Annotated in this window: 15 protein-coding genes; 12 read left to right on the forward strand and 3 right to left on the reverse strand. The window is 70.1% G+C overall.

Annotated elements, in window-relative coordinates:
• Window positions 1–102 precede the first annotated feature (102 nt).
• The 4 genes from OG735_RS28180 to nudC are packed head-to-tail and all read left to right on the forward strand — an operon-like array spanning window position 103 to window position 7,028.
• A complete protein-coding gene (locus tag OG735_RS28180) occupies window positions 103–927 on the forward strand; it encodes a hypothetical protein (RefSeq protein WP_327325934.1) in 825 nt (274 codons plus the stop codon).
• A 57-nt stretch (window positions 928–984) separates the two neighbouring features.
• Complete coding sequence (locus OG735_RS28185) at window positions 985–4,635, forward strand: ATP-dependent DNA helicase (RefSeq protein ID WP_327325935.1); 3,651 nt, start codon at window positions 985–987, stop codon at window positions 4,633–4,635.
• A gap of 10 nt (window positions 4,636–4,645) precedes the next feature.
• Window positions 4,646–6,043 carry a dipeptidase gene (locus tag OG735_RS28190; RefSeq protein WP_327325936.1) on the forward strand — a complete coding sequence of 466 codons (1,398 nt, stop codon included), beginning with the start codon at window positions 4,646–4,648 and terminating at the stop codon, window positions 6,041–6,043.
• Window positions 6,044–6,080: 37 nt separating this feature from the next.
• Window positions 6,081–7,028 carry an NAD(+) diphosphatase gene (gene nudC, locus OG735_RS28195; protein WP_327325937.1) on the forward strand — a complete coding sequence of 316 codons (948 nt, stop codon included), beginning with the start codon at window positions 6,081–6,083 and terminating at the stop codon, window positions 7,026–7,028.
• Window positions 7,029–7,074: 46 nt separating this feature from the next.
• Here the strand turns inward: nudC and OG735_RS28200 are convergent, their stop codons facing one another.
• Complete coding sequence (locus tag OG735_RS28200) at window positions 7,075–7,317, reverse strand: mycoredoxin (protein ID WP_327325938.1); 243 nt, start codon at window positions 7,315–7,317, stop codon at window positions 7,075–7,077.
• A 120-nt stretch (window positions 7,318–7,437) separates the two neighbouring features.
• Here OG735_RS28200 and OG735_RS28205 point away from each other — a divergent pair, with 120 nt between their 5' ends.
• From OG735_RS28205 to OG735_RS28225, 5 genes are all read left to right on the forward strand, one after another.
• Window positions 7,438–9,678, forward strand: coding sequence for an ATP-dependent DNA helicase UvrD2 (locus tag OG735_RS28205; RefSeq protein ID WP_442812504.1), 2,241 nt, complete (start codon window positions 7,438–7,440; stop codon window positions 9,676–9,678).
• A gap of 166 nt (window positions 9,679–9,844) precedes the next feature.
• Entirely contained in the window at window positions 9,845–10,186 is a 342-nt protein-coding gene (locus OG735_RS28210; RefSeq protein ID WP_327325940.1) for a hypothetical protein, read from the forward strand.
• A gap of 173 nt (window positions 10,187–10,359) precedes the next feature.
• A complete protein-coding gene (locus tag OG735_RS28215) occupies window positions 10,360–10,728 on the forward strand; it encodes a WhiB family transcriptional regulator (protein ID WP_327325941.1) in 369 nt (122 codons plus the stop codon).
• Complete coding sequence (locus OG735_RS28220) at window positions 10,725–11,048, forward strand: hypothetical protein (RefSeq protein ID WP_327325942.1); 324 nt, start codon at window positions 10,725–10,727, stop codon at window positions 11,046–11,048. The genes OG735_RS28215 and OG735_RS28220 overlap by 4 nt, the downstream gene beginning before the upstream one ends.
• A 113-nt stretch (window positions 11,049–11,161) precedes the next feature.
• On the forward strand, window positions 11,162–11,362 hold the full coding sequence (locus OG735_RS28225) for a hypothetical protein (RefSeq protein ID WP_327325943.1): 201 nt from the start codon (window positions 11,162–11,164) through the stop codon (window positions 11,360–11,362).
• 35 nt (window positions 11,363–11,397) lie between these two features.
• Here the strand turns inward: OG735_RS28225 and OG735_RS28230 are convergent, their stop codons facing one another.
• Together OG735_RS28230 and OG735_RS28235 are read right to left on the reverse strand one after the other, a co-directional pair.
• Window positions 11,398–12,762 (reverse strand): ABC1 kinase family protein, encoded by a 1,365-nt coding sequence (locus tag OG735_RS28230; RefSeq protein WP_327325944.1) that lies wholly within the window; start codon window positions 12,760–12,762, stop codon window positions 11,398–11,400.
• A 65-nt stretch (window positions 12,763–12,827) separates the two neighbouring features.
• Window positions 12,828–13,973, reverse strand: a complete 1,146-nt coding sequence (locus OG735_RS28235) for a ThiF family adenylyltransferase (RefSeq protein WP_327325945.1) — start codon at window positions 13,971–13,973, stop codon at window positions 12,828–12,830.
• Between the two features lie 197 nt (window positions 13,974–14,170).
• On the opposite strand from OG735_RS28235, the gene OG735_RS28240 reads away from it, so the two are divergent.
• The 3 genes from OG735_RS28240 to OG735_RS28250 all read left to right on the forward strand — a co-directional run bounded on the left by OG735_RS28240 (window position 14,171) and on the right by OG735_RS28250 (window position 17,268).
• Entirely contained in the window at window positions 14,171–14,794 is a 624-nt protein-coding gene (locus tag OG735_RS28240) for a M48 metallopeptidase family protein (protein ID WP_327325946.1), read from the forward strand.
• 121 nt (window positions 14,795–14,915) lie between these two features.
• On the forward strand, window positions 14,916–16,574 hold the full coding sequence (locus OG735_RS28245; RefSeq protein WP_327325947.1) for a TerD family protein: 1,659 nt from the start codon (window positions 14,916–14,918) through the stop codon (window positions 16,572–16,574).
• Between the two features lie 13 nt (window positions 16,575–16,587).
• Window positions 16,588–17,268 carry an AIM24 family protein gene (locus OG735_RS28250; protein ID WP_327325948.1) on the forward strand — a complete coding sequence of 227 codons (681 nt, stop codon included), beginning with the start codon at window positions 16,588–16,590 and terminating at the stop codon, window positions 17,266–17,268.
• Window positions 17,269–17,272 lie beyond the last annotated feature (4 nt).

Below are 17,272 nucleotides of genomic sequence, written 5' to 3' on the forward strand. Positions count from 1 at the left end.
TTGTGGTCCATGTGGTCCACCTCACGTCGGCTCCCTGCATCCAAATGACGTCCGCGACAGTCGCATAAAGGTGCGATAAGCAGGATCTACAGGGAGAGACACATGGCAGCCAATCGGAAGTTCCTGGTTTCGGCGATGGTCTGTGCGACCGCGATCGCCGGACTGGCGGGCTGCTCCAAGGACACCAAGGCCAAGGGCGACTCCGAGGAGAAGGTGAAGGAGCCGGCGGCCGCCACGACCTCGAAGGCTCCGGTGGACCCGTTCGCCGGCCTCACCGCCGACCAGATCGGCGACAAGGCCCTCACGGCCACGAAGGCCGCCCAGTCCATCCGGATGGCGGGCCAGATCAAGAGCGACGGCGAGCAGCTGACCGTCGACTTCGCGGTCGACACCAAGGGTGCCTGCACGGGCAAGATGGGCGTGAAGGCCGGCAACGCCGAGCTCCTCCAGGCCAACAAGGTCCTGTACATGAAGGGTGACGAGAAGTTCTGGCGCGCCTCGATGAGCGAGGACGGCTCGTCCGGCAAGGAGACCGACAGCGTCGTCGAGCTGATGAAGGGCCGCTGGATGAAGATGCCGGCGGGCAGCTCCGGCGACATGGACGGTGTCTGCGACCTCAAGGCGATGATCGCCGACATGGACAAGGACAAGTCGGAGCGCAAGGGCATGACCAAGGGCCCCGACGCCGAGGTCGACGGTCAGGCCACGGCGACCGTGGTGAAGAAGGCGGCCAATGGCGAGACGACGACCATGTACGTGGCCAAGGAGGGTGAGCCCTACCTGCTCAAGGTCGTCAAGGTCGGCGGCGACGAGCCCGGCACGATGGTCTTCAGCGACTACAACAAGCCGGTGAATGCCGTGGCTCCGCCGGCCGACCAGGTCGTCGACCTGGAGAAGCTGGGCGCGGGCTCCGGCAACGGAGCCTGACGCGGTTGAGGCCGAGGGGGACCACCGCTGTCAGTGGTCCCCATTAGCCTCTCTGAGGTGACCGCACGCATCACCGACCCCGAGCAGCTCAACGAGCTCCTCGGTATCCCCTTCACCCCGGAGCAGACGGCCTGCATCACCGCGCCGCCCGCCCCGCAGGTCATCGTGGCCGGAGCCGGTTCGGGGAAGACAACGGTGATGGCGGCGCGGGTGGTGTGGCTCGTCGGGACCGGCCAGGTCGCGCCGGAGCAGGTCCTCGGCCTCACCTTCACCAACAAGGCCGCGGGCGAGCTCGCCGAGCGCGTCCGCAAAGCTCTCGTACGGGCCGGGGTGACGGACCCCGACGCCATCGACCCCGACAACCCGCCGGGCGAGCCCCGTATCTCCACGTACCACGCCTTCGCCGGACAGCTCCTCACCGACCACGGACTGCGCATAGGCCTGGAGCCGACCGCGCGTCTGCTCGCCGACGCCACCCGCTACCAGCTCGCCGCCCGTGTGCTGCGCGAGGCGCCGGGGCCGTACCCCTCGCTGACCAAGTCCTTCCCGTCCCTGGTGAGCGACCTGCTGGCACTCGACGCGGAGCTCGCGGAGCATCTCGTACTGCCCGAGCAGCTCGGCGCGTACGACTCCGAGCTGCTGAGCACGCTGGAGAGCGCCCGGCTCAGCAACGCCGAGCTGCGCAAGGTCCCCGAGGCGGCCGCCGCACGCCGTGAGCTGCTCGAACTGACCGTCCGCTACCGCGAGGCCAAACGAGCCCGCGACCTCCTCGACTTCGGCGACCAGATCGCCCTCTCGGCCGAGCTCGCGCTCACCAGGCCCGAGGTCGGCACCATCCTGCGGGACGAATTCCGGGTCGTCCTCCTCGATGAGTACCAGGACACGTCCGTGGCTCAACGGCTGCTGCTGTCCGGCCTGTTCGGGCAGGGCACCGGCCATGCCGTGACCGCGGTCGGCGACCCCTGCCAGGCGATCTACGGCTGGCGCGGCGCCTCCGTGGCCAACCTGGACGACTTCCCTGCGCACTTCGCGTACGCCGACGGCCGCCCCGCGACCCGCTTCTCGCTCAGCGAGAACCGCCGCAGCGGCGGCCGCCTCCTCGACCTCGCCAACGGCCTCGCCGAGCCTCTGCGTGCCATGCACGAGGGCGTCGAGGCGCTGCGGCCCGCCCCCGGCGCCGAGCGCGACGGCATCGTCCGCTGCGCCCTGCTGCCCACGCACGCGGAGGAGATCGAGTGGCTCGCCGACTCCATCGCCCACCTCGTGCGTACAGGCAAGGAGCCCGGCGAGATCGCCGTCCTGTGCCGTACGGCGGGCGACTTCGCCGAGATCCAGGGCGCGCTGGTTGCCAGGGACGTCCCGGTCGAGGTCGTCGGCCTGTCCGGGCTGCTGCACCTCCCCGAGGTCGCCGACCTGGTCGCGATGTGCGAGGTCCTGCAGGATCCGGGCGCCAATGCCTCTCTCGTACGTCTGCTCACCGGACCGCGCTGGCGGATCGGCCCGCGCGACCTGGCGCTGCTGGGCCGCCGGGCCCGGCTGCTGGTCCACCGCACCTCGTCCGACGAGAAGGACCCGGACGAGCGACTGGCCGCCGCCGTCGAGGGCACCGACCCGGCCGAGGTCATCTCGCTCGCCGACGCGCTCGACACATTCCTGGAGTCGGCCGGCGGGGAGGACGACGGCCTGCCCTTCTCCGCGGAGGCCCGGGTCCGCTTCGCCCGCCTCGCCGCCGAACTGCGCGACCTGCGCCGTTCGCTCGCCGACCCCTTGATGGACGTACTGCACCGGGTCCTGACCACCACCGGCCTCGAGGTCGAACTCTCCGCCTCACCGCACGCCCTGGCCGCCCGCCGCCGCGAGACTCTGGCCAACTTCCTTGACACGGCGGCCGGATTCGCGGCGCTGGACGGGGAGGCGACGCTGCTCGCCTTCCTCGCCTTCCTGCGTACCGCCGCGCAGTACGAGAAGGGCCTGGACAACGCCCTGCCGGGAGGCGAGAACACGGTCAAGGTCCTGACGGCCCACAAGTCCAAGGGCCTGGAGTGGGATGTCGTGGCGGTCCCTGGCCTGGTCGCCAAACACTTCCCGAACGACCAGGCGCGCGAGGCCTGGACCTCCCAGTCCAAGGTCCTCCCGCATGCGCTGCGGGGCGACGCGACGACCCTCCCGGACGTCCCGTCCTGGGATGCGAAGGGGCTCAGGTCCTTCAAGGAGTCGATGAAGGACCACCAGCACACCGAGGAACTGCGCCTCGGCTACGTCACGTTCACCCGCCCCCGCTCGCTGCTCCTCGGCTCGGCCCACTGGTGGGGCCCGACCCAGAAGCGCCGACGCGGCCCTTCGGCGTTCCTCCAGGCGCTGTACGACCACTGCGCGGAGGGCTTCGGCGAGATCGAGGTCTGGGCGGACGAGCCGGAGGAAGACGCGGAGAACCCGTCGCTGCACACGACGACGGCGTCGCAGGCCTGGCCGCTCCCTCTGGACGCCGCATCCCTGACCCGCCGCCGCGCCGCGGCGGACACGGTGCTCTCCTATCTGGCCAATGCGTCGGCGGATGCCTTTGAGGAACCCCCGCCGCCGGACGAGCCCCTGGACGAGCCCCTGGACGGGCCGCCGGACGGGCCCCCGGGCGAGCCCCTGGACCGCGACCCCGTGGATCTGCCGGACGGGGACGACTGGGACGACTGGGAGCCGGAGCCGTTCCGGGAGGGCGACGACGACCACGGTCATGAGCCGGACCCGTGGCACGACACCGTTGTCCCGGCTCAGAGGGGCCACCGCGAAGCCGGCGCCGGGGGTGTGGGGACGTCAGCTCCCATGTCCACCACCACTGGGGGGCCTGGGGGCCTTCCCCCGGTTTCGGGAAGGGGCGGGGTGGGGGACATCCCCCCGCACCCCGAAGACGCCCGCACCATCGCCTCCTGGGACCGGGACCTCGACGCCCTCGCCGGCGAGCTCCGCCGCACCCGCGCCACCGTCCGTGACGTCCTCGTACCGCCCTCCCTCTCCGCCTCGCAGCTGCTGCGCATCGCCGCCGACCCCGACGGCTTCGCCCAGGAGCTGGCCCGCCCCATGCCGCGCCCCCCGCAGCCCGCCGCCCGCCGCGGCACCAGGTTCCACGCCTGGGTGGAGTCGCGGTTCGAGGAGCTCCCGCTGCCGATGCTCGGCCCCGACGAGCTTCCCGGCGGCGACGCGGAGGACCCCGAGATCGCGGACGAGCACGACCTCGCCGCGCTCAAGGAGGCCTTCGAGCGCACCCCGTACGCCCACCGCACCCCGTACCGCGTCGAGGCTCCGTTCCAGCTCACCCTCGCCGGCCGTGTCATCCGGGGCCGTATCGACGCCGTCTACCGAACCGACCCGGGCGACGGCGACGGCAAGGGAAACGGCAACGGCGTCGACGGCGAGCCGCACATATACGGCAAGGCGCACACGGACGGCGTGCCGCACACAGACGGCGTGCCGCACAGGTACGAAATCGTCGACTGGAAAACCAGCCGCACCCGCACCGCCGACCCTCTCCAGCTCGCCGTCTACCGCCTTGCCTGGGCCGAGCAGCACGACCTCCCCCTCGAAGCCGTCAACGCCGCGTTCATCTACGTACGCAGCGGAGAGATCGTCCGCCCCGGCGCCCTCCCCGGCCGAGCCGAGCTGGAGCGCATCCTGCTGGGCGAGACGGCCGGTGGGACAGCCACCGGAGCCCGTTAGGCTCAAGTGCATGAGCGACACCCCGGACAGCGCCGTCCGTACGTACATCAATCAGCACAGCGCCGCCTTCCTCGACGACCTCGCCGACTGGCTGCGCATCCCGTCCGTATCGGCCCAGCCCGACCATGACGCGGACGTACGGCGCAGCGCCGACTGGCTCGCGGCCAAACTCAAGGAGACCGGCTTCCCGGTCGTCGAGGTCTGGCCCACGCCCGGCGCCCCCGCGGTCTTCGCCGAGTGGCCGTCCGGCGAACCGGACGCGCCCACCGTCCTGGTCTACGGCCACCACGACGTCCAGCCCGCCGCCCGTGAGGACGGCTGGCACACCGACCCGTTCGAGCCGCAGATCGTCGACGGCCGGATGTACGGCCGCGGCGCGGCGGACGACAAGGGCCAGGTCTTCTTCCACACCCTGGGCGTACGGGCCCATCTCGCCGCCACCGGCCGCACCGCCCCCGCGGTCAATCTCAAGCTGCTGATCGAGGGCGAGGAGGAGTCCGGCTCCCCGAACTTCCGCGCTCTCGTCGAGACCGCCGCCGCCCGCCTCGCCGCCGACGCGGTGATCGTGTCCGACACCGGTATGTGGTCCGAGACGACCCCCACCGTCTGCACCGGCATGCGTGGCCTCGCGGACTGCGAGATCGCGCTGTACGGCCCCGACCAGGACATCCACTCCGGTTCGTTCGGCGGCGCCGTGCCCAATCCGGCCACCGTCGCCGCCCGCCTCGTCGCCGCACTGCACGACGATGACGAACACGTCACGATCCCCGGCTTCTACGACGGCATCGCGCCGCTCACCGACGCGGAGCGCGAACTCTTCGCCGAGCTTCCCTTCGACGAGGCATCGTGGCTGAACACCGCCAAGTCGCACGGCACCCTCGGCGAGGCCGGCTACTCCACCCTGGAGCGCATCTGGGCCCGCCCGACCGCCGAACTCAACGGCATCGGCGGCGGTTACCAAGGCCCCGGCGGCAAGACGATCATTCCGTCCTCCGCCCAGCTGAAGCTCACGTTCCGCCTTGTCGCGGGCCAGGAACCGGAGAAGGTGGAGCAGGCCATCGGCGACTGGGTCGCGGCCCGCATCCCGGCGGGCATCCGCCATGAGGTCACCTTCGCGGCGTCGACCCGCCCCTGTCTGACCCCGCTGGACCACCCCGCGCTGCAGTCGGTCGTACGAGCCATGGGCCGCGCCTTCGACGGACAGAAGATCCGCTTCACCCGCGAGGGCGGCTCCGGCCCCGCAGCCGACCTCCAGGACGTGCTGGACGCTCCCGTCCTCTTCCTGGGCATCTCCGTACCGTCCGACGGCTGGCACGCGCCCAACGAAAAGGTCGAACTGGACCTGCTCCTCAAGGGCGTGGAGACGACCGCCCACCTGTGGGGCGACCTCGCCGCCGCACTCCGCTGACCTGAACCCAATCCACCCGGGGGAGTTGGAAATAACTGTGAGAACCATCAGTAACGGCACCACACACCGCTCGATCGGACTCACCGCGCCGAGCGGTATCGACCGCGAGGCGCACCACCGCCTCGACGAGGCATGGCTGGCGGCGGCGTGGAGCCACCCGTCGACCCGGGTCTTCGTGGTCTCCGGCGGTCAGGCGCTGATCGACGACACCCCCGACGGCCGCACCGAACTCGTCATGACGCCCGCTTTCGAGGCTCCTGTCACCGAGACCCACCGCTACTTCCTGGGGACGGACGAGGAGGGGGTGCGCTACTTCGCGCTCCAGAAGGACGCCCTGCCGGGACGTATGGACCAGTCGGCCCGCCCGGCCGGACTGCGGGAAGCCGGACTGCTGCTCTCGCAGCGCGACGCCGGCCTGCTGGTGCATGCGGTCGCGCTGGAGAACTGGCAGCGGCTGCACCGTTTCTGCTCACGCTGCGGCGAGCGCACGGTCATCGCGGCCGCGGGCCACATCCGGCGCTGCCAGGCTTGCGGAGCGGAGCACTACCCCCGTACCGACCCTGCTGTGATCATGCTCGTCACCGACGAGGAGGACCGCGCGCTGCTGGGCCGACAGGTGCACTGGCCGGAGGGTCGCTTCTCGACGCTCGCCGGCTTCGTGGAGCCCGGCGAGTCGATCGAGCAGTCCGTGCGCCGCGAGGTCTGGGAGGAGGCGGGCGTCACGGTCGGCGATGTCGAGTACATCGCCAGCCAGCCCTGGCCGTTCCCGTCCAGCCTGATGCTGGGCTTCATGGCGCGGGCGACGTCCTCCGAGATCAATGTGGACGGCGAAGAGATCCACGAGGCGCGCTGGTTCTCCCGGGAAGACCTGCGGGCCGCATTCGAGTCCGGGGAGGTGCTGCCTCCCTACGGGATCTCGATTGCGGCCCGTCTCATCGAGCTCTGGTACGGCAAGCCGCTGCCGAAGCCCGGAGATGTCGCCTAGCCGACCGGCCGGGCTCTCTGCCCACCTGCTCGGACGGTCTGTCTGCTCAGACGCTGATCTTCTGCTTGACCTGGGCCAGCGAGGGGTTGGTCAGCGTCGAACCGTCCGCGAAGAGCACGGTCGGAACGGTCTGGTTACCCCCGTTGGCCTTCTCGACGAAGGCCGCGGAGTGCGGGTCCTGCTCGATGTTGATCTCGGTGTACGCGATGCCCTCGCGGTCCATCTGGCTCTTCAGCCGACGGCAGTAGCCGCACCACGTCGTGCTGTACATCGTCACAGTCCCCTGCATCGTCCCTGCGCTCCTCTGTTCGTCCCGCCAGATCTCGCCGGATCTCGCTCGATGCGTGTTCGCACCGCGTAAGTGAACGTACGTGACCTGGCCACCATTCCCGCATTAGTACGACTGCTCTTGCCCCCCTGTGGACAACGGCCGCACCCATCTCCGCCGACCTGGCAGCATGGCGGTGTGACAGCAGCAACGCACTCCTCTCTTTTCCCACAGGTCCCCGAGTCGGCGGACGCGGTGCTCGACGGGCTCGACCCCGAGCAGCGCGAGGTCGCGACGGCCCTGCACGGTCCGGTGTGCGTGCTGGCAGGAGCCGGCACGGGCAAGACGCGCGCGATCACCCACCGCATCGCGTACGGCGTCCGCGCGGGGATACTCCAGCCCGCCAGTGTGCTGGCCGTCACCTTCACCAACCGCGCCGCGGGCGAGATGCGTGGGCGGCTGCGGCAGCTCGGCGCGGGCGGCGTCCAGGCGCGTACGTTCCACTCCGCCGCGCTGCGCCAGCTCCAGTACTTCTGGCCGAAAGTCGTCGGTGGCGAGCTGCCCCGCCTCCTCGAGCGCAAGATCCAGCTGGTCGCCGAGGCCGCCGCCCGTTGCCGTATCCGGCTCGACCGCAATGAGCTGCGCGACGTCACGAGCGAGATCGAGTGGGCCAAGGTCACCCAGACCGTGCCCGCCGACTACCCGGCCGCGGTCGCCAAGTCGCACCGCGACGCCCCGCGCGATCCGGCCGAGATCAGCCAGGTCTACGGGATGTACGAGCAGCTCAAGCGCGACCGCTCGGTGATCGACTTCGAGGATGTGCTGCTGCTCACGGTCGGCATCCTCCAGGACCGGCATGACATCGCCGACCAGATCCGCCGCCAGTACCACCACTTCGTGGTGGACGAGTACCAGGACGTCAGCCCGCTCCAGCAGAGGCTCCTCGACCTGTGGCTCGGCGACCGCGACAGCCTCTGCGTTGTCGGCGACGCCAGCCAGACGATCTACTCCTTCACCGGCGCCACCCCCGACCATCTGCTGAACTTCCGCACCCGCCACCCCGGCGCGACCATGGTCAAGCTGGTCCGCGACTACCGCTCCACGCCCCAGGTCGTCCATCTGGCCAACGGTCTGCTCAGCCAGGCGCACGGCCGGGCCGCCGAGCACCGACTCGAACTGATCTCTCAGCGCGAGGCCGGCCCCGAGCCCGCCTACACGGAGTACGCGGACGAGCCGGCCGAGGCCGAGGGCACCGCCCGCCGTATCCGCGATCTCATCGCCTCGGGCGTCCCGGCCGGCGAGATCGCCGTGCTCTACCGGATCAACGCCCAGTCGGAGGTCTACGAGCAGGCGCTGGCCGACGCCGGAGTGCCCTACCAGCTGCGCGGCGCCGAGCGCTTCTTCGACCGGCCCGAGGTACGGGAAGCGGGAGTGGCCCTGCGCGGTGCTGCCCGCGCCGGTGGCAACGACTCGCTGCTCGACGACGCCGAGGGCCTGCCCGCTCAGGTCCGGGCAGTGCTCTCCACCAAGGGCTGGACCACCGAACCACCTGCCGGATCGGGAGCGGTGCGCGACCGCTGGGAGTCCCTGGCCGCGCTGGTCCGCCTCGCCGAGGACTACGTACGGGTCAAGCCCGAGGCGACCCTCGCCGATCTGGTGGCCGAGCTGGACGAGCGCGCCGCTGCCCAGCACGCCCCCACCGTCCAGGGCGTCACTCTTGCCTCGCTCCACTCGGCGAAGGGCCTGGAGTGGGACGCCGTGTTCCTGGTCGGTCTCACCGAGGGCATGATGCCCATCACCTACGCCAAGACGGACGATCAGGTCGAGGAGGAGCGCCGACTGCTCTACGTCGGCGTCACCCGCGCCCGTCTCCATCTCTCCCTGTCCTGGGCGCTGTCCCGCTCGCCCGGGGGCCGCGCCTCGCGCCGCCCCACCCGGTTCCTGAACGGGATGCGTCCCGGCTCGGCGGCCCCCGGCGCCCCCGGCGCCCGCGGCGCGGGCGGCGCCGGTGGCATCGAGCGCGGCAGCGGCAGTCGGCGCAAGCGGCGCGGGCCCGTCCTGTGCCGCGTCTGCGGCAAGACGCTCACCGACGCGGGCGAGATGAAACTGATGCGTTGTGAGGACTGCCCCTCCGACATGGACGAGGCGCTGTACGAGCGCTTGCGTGAGTGGCGCTCGGGGCAGGCGAAGGAGCTGGGCCAGCCCGCGTACTGCGTGTTCACCGACAAGACGCTGATGGCGATCGCCGAGGCCGTGCCGGACAGTGAGGGCGAGCTGGCCGGGATCTCCGGGGTCGGCGGTCGCAAGCTCGAGCGCTTCGGAGCCGATGTGCTGACCATCTGCGCAGGTCAGGAGGTTGGAGGAGACGACGAGGAGGACTGATACAAACTCGTCGAAAAAATAGTTTGCGCCCGCCCCAGCAATCCCCATAGGTTCTTAACCACGGGAACAGCGAGCTTCTCTGAAGCCCTGTCCTCGTGCTGTACTTATCCGAATACGCGCGATCGGCCCCGGCCGGTCCTCTAGACGCCGAGAGGAGGCGATTCCAGTGATCAGCATCAAGACCAGCTTCGTCAGCACCGCCAAAATGACCGATCGCTCGGTCGCCTCCGCCTGCTCGCTCGGCTTCTCCGCGGCGTTCAACGGCACCGGTGTGTCCGGCATTTCTGCCGCGCTTCCTGTGGTCGGCCTGGGCGGTCTCCCCGTCCTGGAGCGCAATGAACGACCGACCAAGGCACTGGAAGCAGGAGTAGCAGCGGCAAAGGCTCGGGCCTATGCCTCTGCGGCAGCCGGTGCCGAAACCCAGAAGCAGACGAAGCAGCACCGCACGACGCAGCACCACACGATGTGGGCCTTCCGTGGGCTCGAACCCTGGAGTGATCCAGCCTGATCCAGAATCAGGCCGGCGCCTTCAGGGCCGCGGAACCCCACCCGGGATCCGCGGCCCTTCTGTTTTCCCTAAAGCGGGACGACAGGGCGAAGGGGCCTCGGGACACGCAACACCCGGTACCAGCCGCCACCCGGCCAACAGGCCGGAACGACCAGACGAGGAACGACACCACCGTGCAACTCGAAGCGCACGCCCCGTCCGTACCGCCTTCCGAGACGATCCCCCCGCCCGCCCTCACGGAGGACTCCACCTTGACTCCGCTCACTGCGCTCTCCGCGCTCGATGACGCCATCGAGGCCCTCGGCGTACCCGTCCCCTGCCGTTCCTACGACCCGGAGGTCTTCTTCGCCGAGTCGCCGGCTGATGTCGAGTACGCCAAGTCCCTCTGCCGTACCTGCCCGCTGATGGAGGCCTGCCTCGCGGGTGCCAAGGAGCGGCGTGAGCCGTGGGGCGTCTGGGGCGGCGAGCTCTTCGTCCAGGGCGTGGTCGTCGCCCGCAAGCGGCCGCGTGGTCGCCCGCGCAAGAACCCGGTTGCGGCATGAACGCCATCGGAACCATCGACCGCCCCGTCACGCACGATCCCCAGAAGCTGGCCCCAATGACCTCTTCCACGAGCGAGCCGTCAGGCTCCGCCACCCCAGCCGTCACCACCATCGGCGCGAACGCCTCGCGTCAGAACAGGACCCGTGAGATGCAACTCATCCCAGAAGCCATGGCGCGTGCGCATATGCACGAGCGCCTTCGGGAAGCCGACGCGGAACGCCTGGCCGTTCGCCTGGTCGCCGCCCGGCGGATGCAGCGCCGCGCCGAGCGTGTGTCGATGCGCGCCCGCCGCGCACTGGCCATGGCCGTCATGAACTGACCGCACAAGAACACTGCACGACAGACACTGACCCGCGGGGGCCGGTCCGAACGGACCGGCCCCCGCGGTGCGTTGTCCCGGGGGCCGGTCCCATACGGGGTTATCGTCACCAGGTGGACCAGCAGCAGACTTCTCATCCTGCACAGCCGGGTTCCGAGAGCATCGTGTGTTCCCACTGCGGCGCGATCGCCGAGGGACCACCGCCCACCTGGACCTGCTCCGTGGAGAACGGCAGCCGTCACTACTTCTGCGACGACTGCGCACGCGCCAACATCAGGGCGATCGAGGGCAGGCTCGACTCAGCCTGGTGGTGACGACCGGCGCGGCTGCGTGGCGCGGCGGCGGTCGCTCAGGCCTGAGCTCCGACCGCCGTGCTGTCCTCCTCGTCCTCCGGCAGGAACCCGGGGAGCCACGATTCGAGTTCGTCCCGCAGCCGCACGGTCGCGTTCAGCTGGCACAGCACCCCGATCGTGCTCAGCGTCACCCGGTGTATCAGCAGATACGACGGCGGCAGATTGAGCTGCTTGCCCAGCTGATGCGCGGGGGAGCGGATGTCGGCGATCCGGGCTGCCTGGTTGCGCATCCAGCCCCTGGTGAAGGTGAACTCCTCGGCCTCCGCCGGCTCGATGATCGGCAGCAGGTACTCCAGCACCGAGTCCGGGTCGAGCTCAATGGACTCCTTGACGAAGCCCGCCTCGCACAGCAGCTCGTAGACCGCCTCGGCTTCGCTCTCGAGTGTCATCCGCAGACAGTCGCCGATGGTCTGCGGCAGCCCGCCGGGCAGCCGGTCCACGGTGCCGAAGTCCAGCACGCCGAGCCGCCAGCCCTCGCCGTCCTCCTCCGGGAGCAGCCGGAAGTTCCCCGGGTGCGGATCCGCGTGCAGCAGTCCCGTACGGGCCGGGCCCGAGAAGAGGAATCGGGCCAGCAACTGCCCCGCGCGGTTCCGCTGCTCGGTCGTGCCGTCGGCGATCACCTCGGCCAGCGGTATCCCGTCGATCCACTCGGTCACCAGCACCTGGTCGCACTGGTGCACCACCTCGGGCACCAGCACATCGGGATCGTTCGCGAACTCCGCCGCATGCTCCCGCTGCGCCTGCGCCTCCAGCTCGTAGTCCAGCTCCTCCGACACCCGGTCGCGGAGCTCGGCGATCAGCGGCTTGATGTCCATCCCCGGAATCAGCGGCCCCAGCAGCCGGGCGAAGCGGCTGAGCTGCGTCAGGTCGGAGAGCAGAGCATCCCCCGCCCCCGGGTACTGCACCTTCACCGCGACCTCGCGCCCGTCGTGCCACACCGCCCGGTGTACCTGGCCGATGGACGCGGCGGCCGACGGCTTGTCCTCGAATTTCAGGAACAGCTCCCGCCACTCCTCGCCCAGCCGCTCGTCCAGAACCGAGTGGACCGTACGCGTCGGCATCGGGGGCGCCGCGTCCTGAAGCTTGGTCAGGGCCGCGCGATAGGGGCCCGCGATCTCCTCGGGGAGAGCCGACTCGAAGACGGACATGGCCTGCCCGAACTTCATCGCACCGCCCTTGAGCTCGCCGAGCACCTTGAACAGCTGCTCCGCCGTGCGCTGTTGCAGCTCCCGGGCCACGATCTCCGCGGACTTGCCGCCGATCCGCTTACCCAGACCCCAAGTGGCACGGCCCGCGATGCCCAGTGGCAGCGCGGCCAACTTGGCGGTCCGGGTGACCGCCTTCCGGGGAAGATCAGACATGCGCCCCTCCAAATCCCAGACTGCCGTGCCGCGTGTGCCGTACAGCATTGCTTCGTTGACGGCGGTTACCCGGCCATTGTCTCGTGCGGCGGCCCGATCCCCGAGGTGTGCTCCCTCTCACTCTTCCCATCCGCACTGCAGACACAGTCGAGGTGCGGGGTGACCGTCTCCGATCGCCAGTCAAGCAGAGGCAGTGAAGTCTCCCAGCGCGCCCCGGTACTCGCGGGCAGCTCCCCGTCGAGAAACGACAGCGCGTGCGCCGCCGTCATCCCTGCCACGGCCGTGGCAAGAGCGATATCGCAGGCCGGCACAGTTTTCCGGCGGCCCGAGCGCCACTGTGCCAGCAGCCTGGGCCGCGCCGGGTCGCGCTCCGCCCTGCTCAACTCCAGACACCCGGCACAGGCCGTACCGCCGGGCAGCACCAGCGGACCCACCACACCGGTCCCTTCGACAACTCCCGCATACAGATGGGGTGTCCCGGTGGCGATCCAGTCCTCGGCTGCGGCCGGATCGGGGGCATAGGCCGCCAGGCCGTCCCGTGGCGCGACGATGACAAGGGAGAGACCGGGCTCAGCGCACTCCGCGGCCCCTGCCGACTCGGCCGCGCGCGGCGGACGGCCGGGCGCGGACCGCCGCACCAGCTGCCGGGCCGCCGCGTCCCGCCGCTCACCGACCGCCTTCGTCGGCAGCCCGCCGGGCGCCACGTCCCACGGCTCAGTACATCCGCCGTCCAGCACATCCACCCGGCCCACACCGGCCGCCGAGAGCACCGCGGCTACCGTCGCACCGACCCGTCCCGCGCCCCGGACCTGGACACGTATGGCCCGCCGGGCTGCCAGGCGCCGTATCCCGCCGCCCGGTTCCGGATGGACCACGGAGAGCGACGCCAGGTCGGGGCGCAGCCGGTCAAGGGCGCCGACCCGTTTCCGTAGCGCATCGGCCGCCGGGCCGCCTGCCGTCGGATCGTCGAGCAGCCCCGCCGCCGTCAACCGGTTCACCAGAGCGTCCAATTGTCCTTCCGGCAGACCTATCGACCGCGCCTCCTGGCGCAGCCACGGCAACCCCCGCGTCCCGTCGAGCAGCTCGATCAGGGCACCTGTCGCGGTGTCCACCGGACCGACCATCACCGCATGCGCGGGTGTCGCCCCGAACTGCACGGTCTGTCGCTCTCGCCATGCCCGCCGCAAGGCAGGCTTCACCGTCGGATGCATATTCGCTTCCCCCGTTGATCCGTCGTCCGGCCTCTCCTCTGAACTGTTGTCAGAATGCCCGGCGGCGTCGACGAGTGTGAAAAGTTATCCACAGGTGCGGGCATTAGTCGTTCAAATGGTGCACGCCATGGAGTGGATCAAGCTCGAACCGTCCCGGAGGCGGGACTTCCTCCTCTGGCAGCGGGTAACGTCGGGGCGTGTCCGTCGACCCTTCCCCTCGCCTCGCTGGGGAGACCCCACCGCACAGCGCCGGAAGCCAACAGCGCAGCGCGACAAGCCACCCGCCCCGTGGATCGGGGACGAGTGCGGTCGAGGTCCGCAGGAGCGCCCGGCGCAGCAGAACGGTCTCGGCCTACCGGGAGGGTGACCGGACCATCGTCCTCATCCCCGCCAGGATGTCGGAGGCGGAGGAGCAGCGCTGGGTCAGCGTGATGCTCGACAAGCTCGCAGCGCAGGAGAGCAAGCGGATCCTCGGCGACACCGAACTGGCCGATCGTGCCGAGCGATTGTCCGCCCAGTACTTCGACGGACGCGCAAGACCGACATCCGTGCGATGGGTGACGAACCAGAACACCCGCTGGGGCTCCTGCACTCCGGCGGAGGGCAGCATCCGCCTGTCACACCGCCTGCAGGGGATGCCGGAGTATGTCGTCGACTACGTGCTCGTCCATGAGCTGGCCCATCTGCTGGTGCCCGGCCACGGCCCGCGGTTCTGGCGGCTGCTGGAGGCGTACCCCCGCACCGAGCGGGCCAAGGGTTATCTCGAAGGCGTCGTCGCAGCCGACCGGCTGCCGCATCTGCCCGCCGCACGCGGAGAGTGACCGGCGGGAGCGACCGCCGACGGTCCTGTACCGAATGTGTACCGGCTTGGCTCAATGTCGGCCCCAGCAGTTAGCCTGGCGCGACGCAGTCACATTTCGGGATGGGGGACGGTCGTTACGCATGGCCAGGGAATTCCAACGCGGCCACAAGGCCAAGATCAGTGATCTCACGCCGGGAACGGATCTGTACGTAGGTGTGCAGATCGCCGCTCCTGGGCTGACCTTCGACATCAGCTGCTTCGGACTCGACGCCAACGAGCAGCTTTCGGACGACCGGTACTTCATTTTCTTCAACCAGCCGAAGTCTCCCGAGGAGTCCATCCAGCTGCTCGGCGCGCAGTCCGGTGACACCGAGTCATTTCGCGTCACTCTGGACCGTATCCCGGCGAACATCCACCGACTCTCCTTCACCGCGACCATCGACGGTGCCGGGCAGATGTCTCAGGTCGGCCCCGGGTACATCCGTATCGTCGCGGGCGGCGAGGAGGTCGTCCGGTACGCCTTCAACGGTTCGGAGTTCTCCACCGAGCGCGCCGTGATGCTGGGCGACTTCTACCTGAAGGACGTGTGGCGCTTCGCCGCCGTCGGCCAGGGCTTCGACGGTGGTCTCGACGCGCTGCTGAAGAACTTCGGCGGCGAGGTCGCCGAGGAGCCACCGGCCGCGCAGCCACCGCAGGGTGCCGCGCCCTCGTTCGCGCCGCCCGCGCAGGCCACAGCGCCCGCCCCGGCGTTCGGCGCACCGCAGGCGCCTCAGATACCGCAGGCCCCTCAAGGACCGCAGCCGGCCCCCTCCTTCGGTGCTCCCGCAGTCCAGGCGCCCGCCCCTCAGCCGAACCCGCAGATGCATGCGGCGCCGACCATCGCGGCTCCGATGACCCCGCACGGCGGCACCGTACCCCCGCCGCCGGCTGCCCCGTCCCCGTACGGACAGCCGCCTCAGCAGCCGCAGTACGGCCAGGTCCCGGGGCAGATGCCGGGTCAGGTCCCGGGGCAGGCCCCGCAGCCGGGCGCGCCGTCGCCGTACGGACAGCAGGCCCCGTCCCCGTACGGACAGCAGCCTCCCGGCATGCCCCCCCAGGGCGTCCCGCAGGGCGTACCCCAGGGAGTCCCGCAGGCCGGCGCCGGCCTGCAGGCCGCCCTCCAGCCCTACCGCGAGACCCCCACCGGCCAGCGCTGGACCCCGCAGAACCAGCAGCTCATGCGGGTCGATCTGACCATGGGCGGCACGCCGGTCCTCGCCCGCCAGGGCAGCATGGTGATGTACCAGGGCAAGGTCGATTTCAGCTACAAGGGTGCTGGTTTCGCCGGCCGGATCGTCGGCAATGCGACCGGCCAGGAGATGCAGCTGATGCGCTGCAGCGGCCGCGGCCAGATCTTCCTCGCCGAGAACGGTGCTCATCTGCACTCCATCGAGCTGCAGGGCGACGGCATCTGCGTCTCCGCGGAGAACGTCCTCGCCTTCGACGAGTCGCTGCAGCACGAGGTGCGCAGGATCGAGGGTCACGGCATCCCCGGCGGCGCCCTGTTCACCATGATGTTCCAGGGCACCGGCACGGTCATCGTGAAGACCCACGGCATCCCCGTGGTCCTGCCGGTCACGCCGACGACGTTCGCCGACTGCAATGCGGTCGTCGCCTGGTCGGCCGCGTCCCAGGTGATCCTCTCCAGCCAGGTCAGGCTGCGCCGCAACGCGTACCCGGGACACAGCGGAGAGACCATCAACCTCCAGTTCCGGGGCGCCCCCGGCAACTTCATCGTCGTCCAGCCGTACGAGGTCTGAGGGAGCCCGAAGAATGAACCAGCAACTCGCGGGCTTCGCCCCGACCCCGATCGCGGCCCGGATGGAGAACCACGGCCGCTCCATGCTCAAGGTCGCCATGGCCACCGGCCAGGACCTGTACGCACGCACCGGCTCGATGGTCGCCTACGAAGGCTTCGTCCAGTACGAGCCGAACCCGCCCGCCGTCCGCCAGATCGCCTCCCAGTGGGTGACCGGCGAGGGCGCGCCCATCATGAAGTGCTCCGGAGACGGACTGCTCTACCTCGCCGACTACGGCGCGGACGTCGTCGTCATCAACCTCAACAACGACTCGCTCTCGGTCAACGGCACCAATCTGCTGGCCTTCGACGCGCACCTGCAGTGGGGCGTCCAGCGGGTCAAGGGCCTGGCCAAGTTCGCCGGCCAGGGCCTGTGGAACGTCGAGGTCGCGGGCACCGGCTGGGTGGCCCTCACCTCGCGCGGCACGCCGATCGTCGTCGACTGCGGCCGTGGCGAGGACGAGACGTATGTCGACCCGGACGCCCTCGTCGCCTGGTCCCCGAACCTCAAGGTGAAGGGCAAGCGCAGCTTCAAGGCCTCCTCGCTGATCGGGCGGGGCAGCGGAGAGGCCTACCAGATGGGCTTCTCGGGCCAGGGCATCGTCGTCGTACAGCCGAGTGAGGACAGTACCGACCGCCTGCGGATCCGGCACTGAGGGG

Origin of the sequence: Streptomyces sp. NBC_01210, from assembly GCF_036010325.1 — a bacterium.
Classification (GTDB): domain Bacteria; phylum Actinomycetota; class Actinomycetes; order Streptomycetales; family Streptomycetaceae; genus Streptomyces.

Coding starts and splice junctions, on each gene's coding strand:
- OG735_RS28180 (WP_327325934.1), top strand. CDS start 103: ATGGCAGCCAATCGGAAGTTCCTGGTTTCGGCGATGGTCTGTGCGACC.
- OG735_RS28190 (WP_327325936.1), top strand. CDS start 4,646: ATGAGCGACACCCCGGACAGCGCCGTCCGTACGTACATCAATCAGCAC.
- OG735_RS28200 (WP_327325938.1), bottom strand. CDS start 7,317: ATGCAGGGGACTGTGACGATGTACAGCACGACGTGGTGCGGCTACTGC.
- OG735_RS28220 (WP_327325942.1), top strand. CDS start 10,725: ATGAACGCCATCGGAACCATCGACCGCCCCGTCACGCACGATCCCCAG.
- OG735_RS28230 (WP_327325944.1), bottom strand. CDS start 12,762: ATGTCTGATCTTCCCCGGAAGGCGGTCACCCGGACCGCCAAGTTGGCC.
- OG735_RS28235 (WP_327325945.1), bottom strand. CDS start 13,973: ATGCATCCGACGGTGAAGCCTGCCTTGCGGCGGGCATGGCGAGAGCGA.
- OG735_RS28245 (WP_327325947.1), top strand. CDS start 14,916: ATGGCCAGGGAATTCCAACGCGGCCACAAGGCCAAGATCAGTGATCTC.
- OG735_RS28250 (WP_327325948.1), top strand. CDS start 16,588: ATGAACCAGCAACTCGCGGGCTTCGCCCCGACCCCGATCGCGGCCCGG.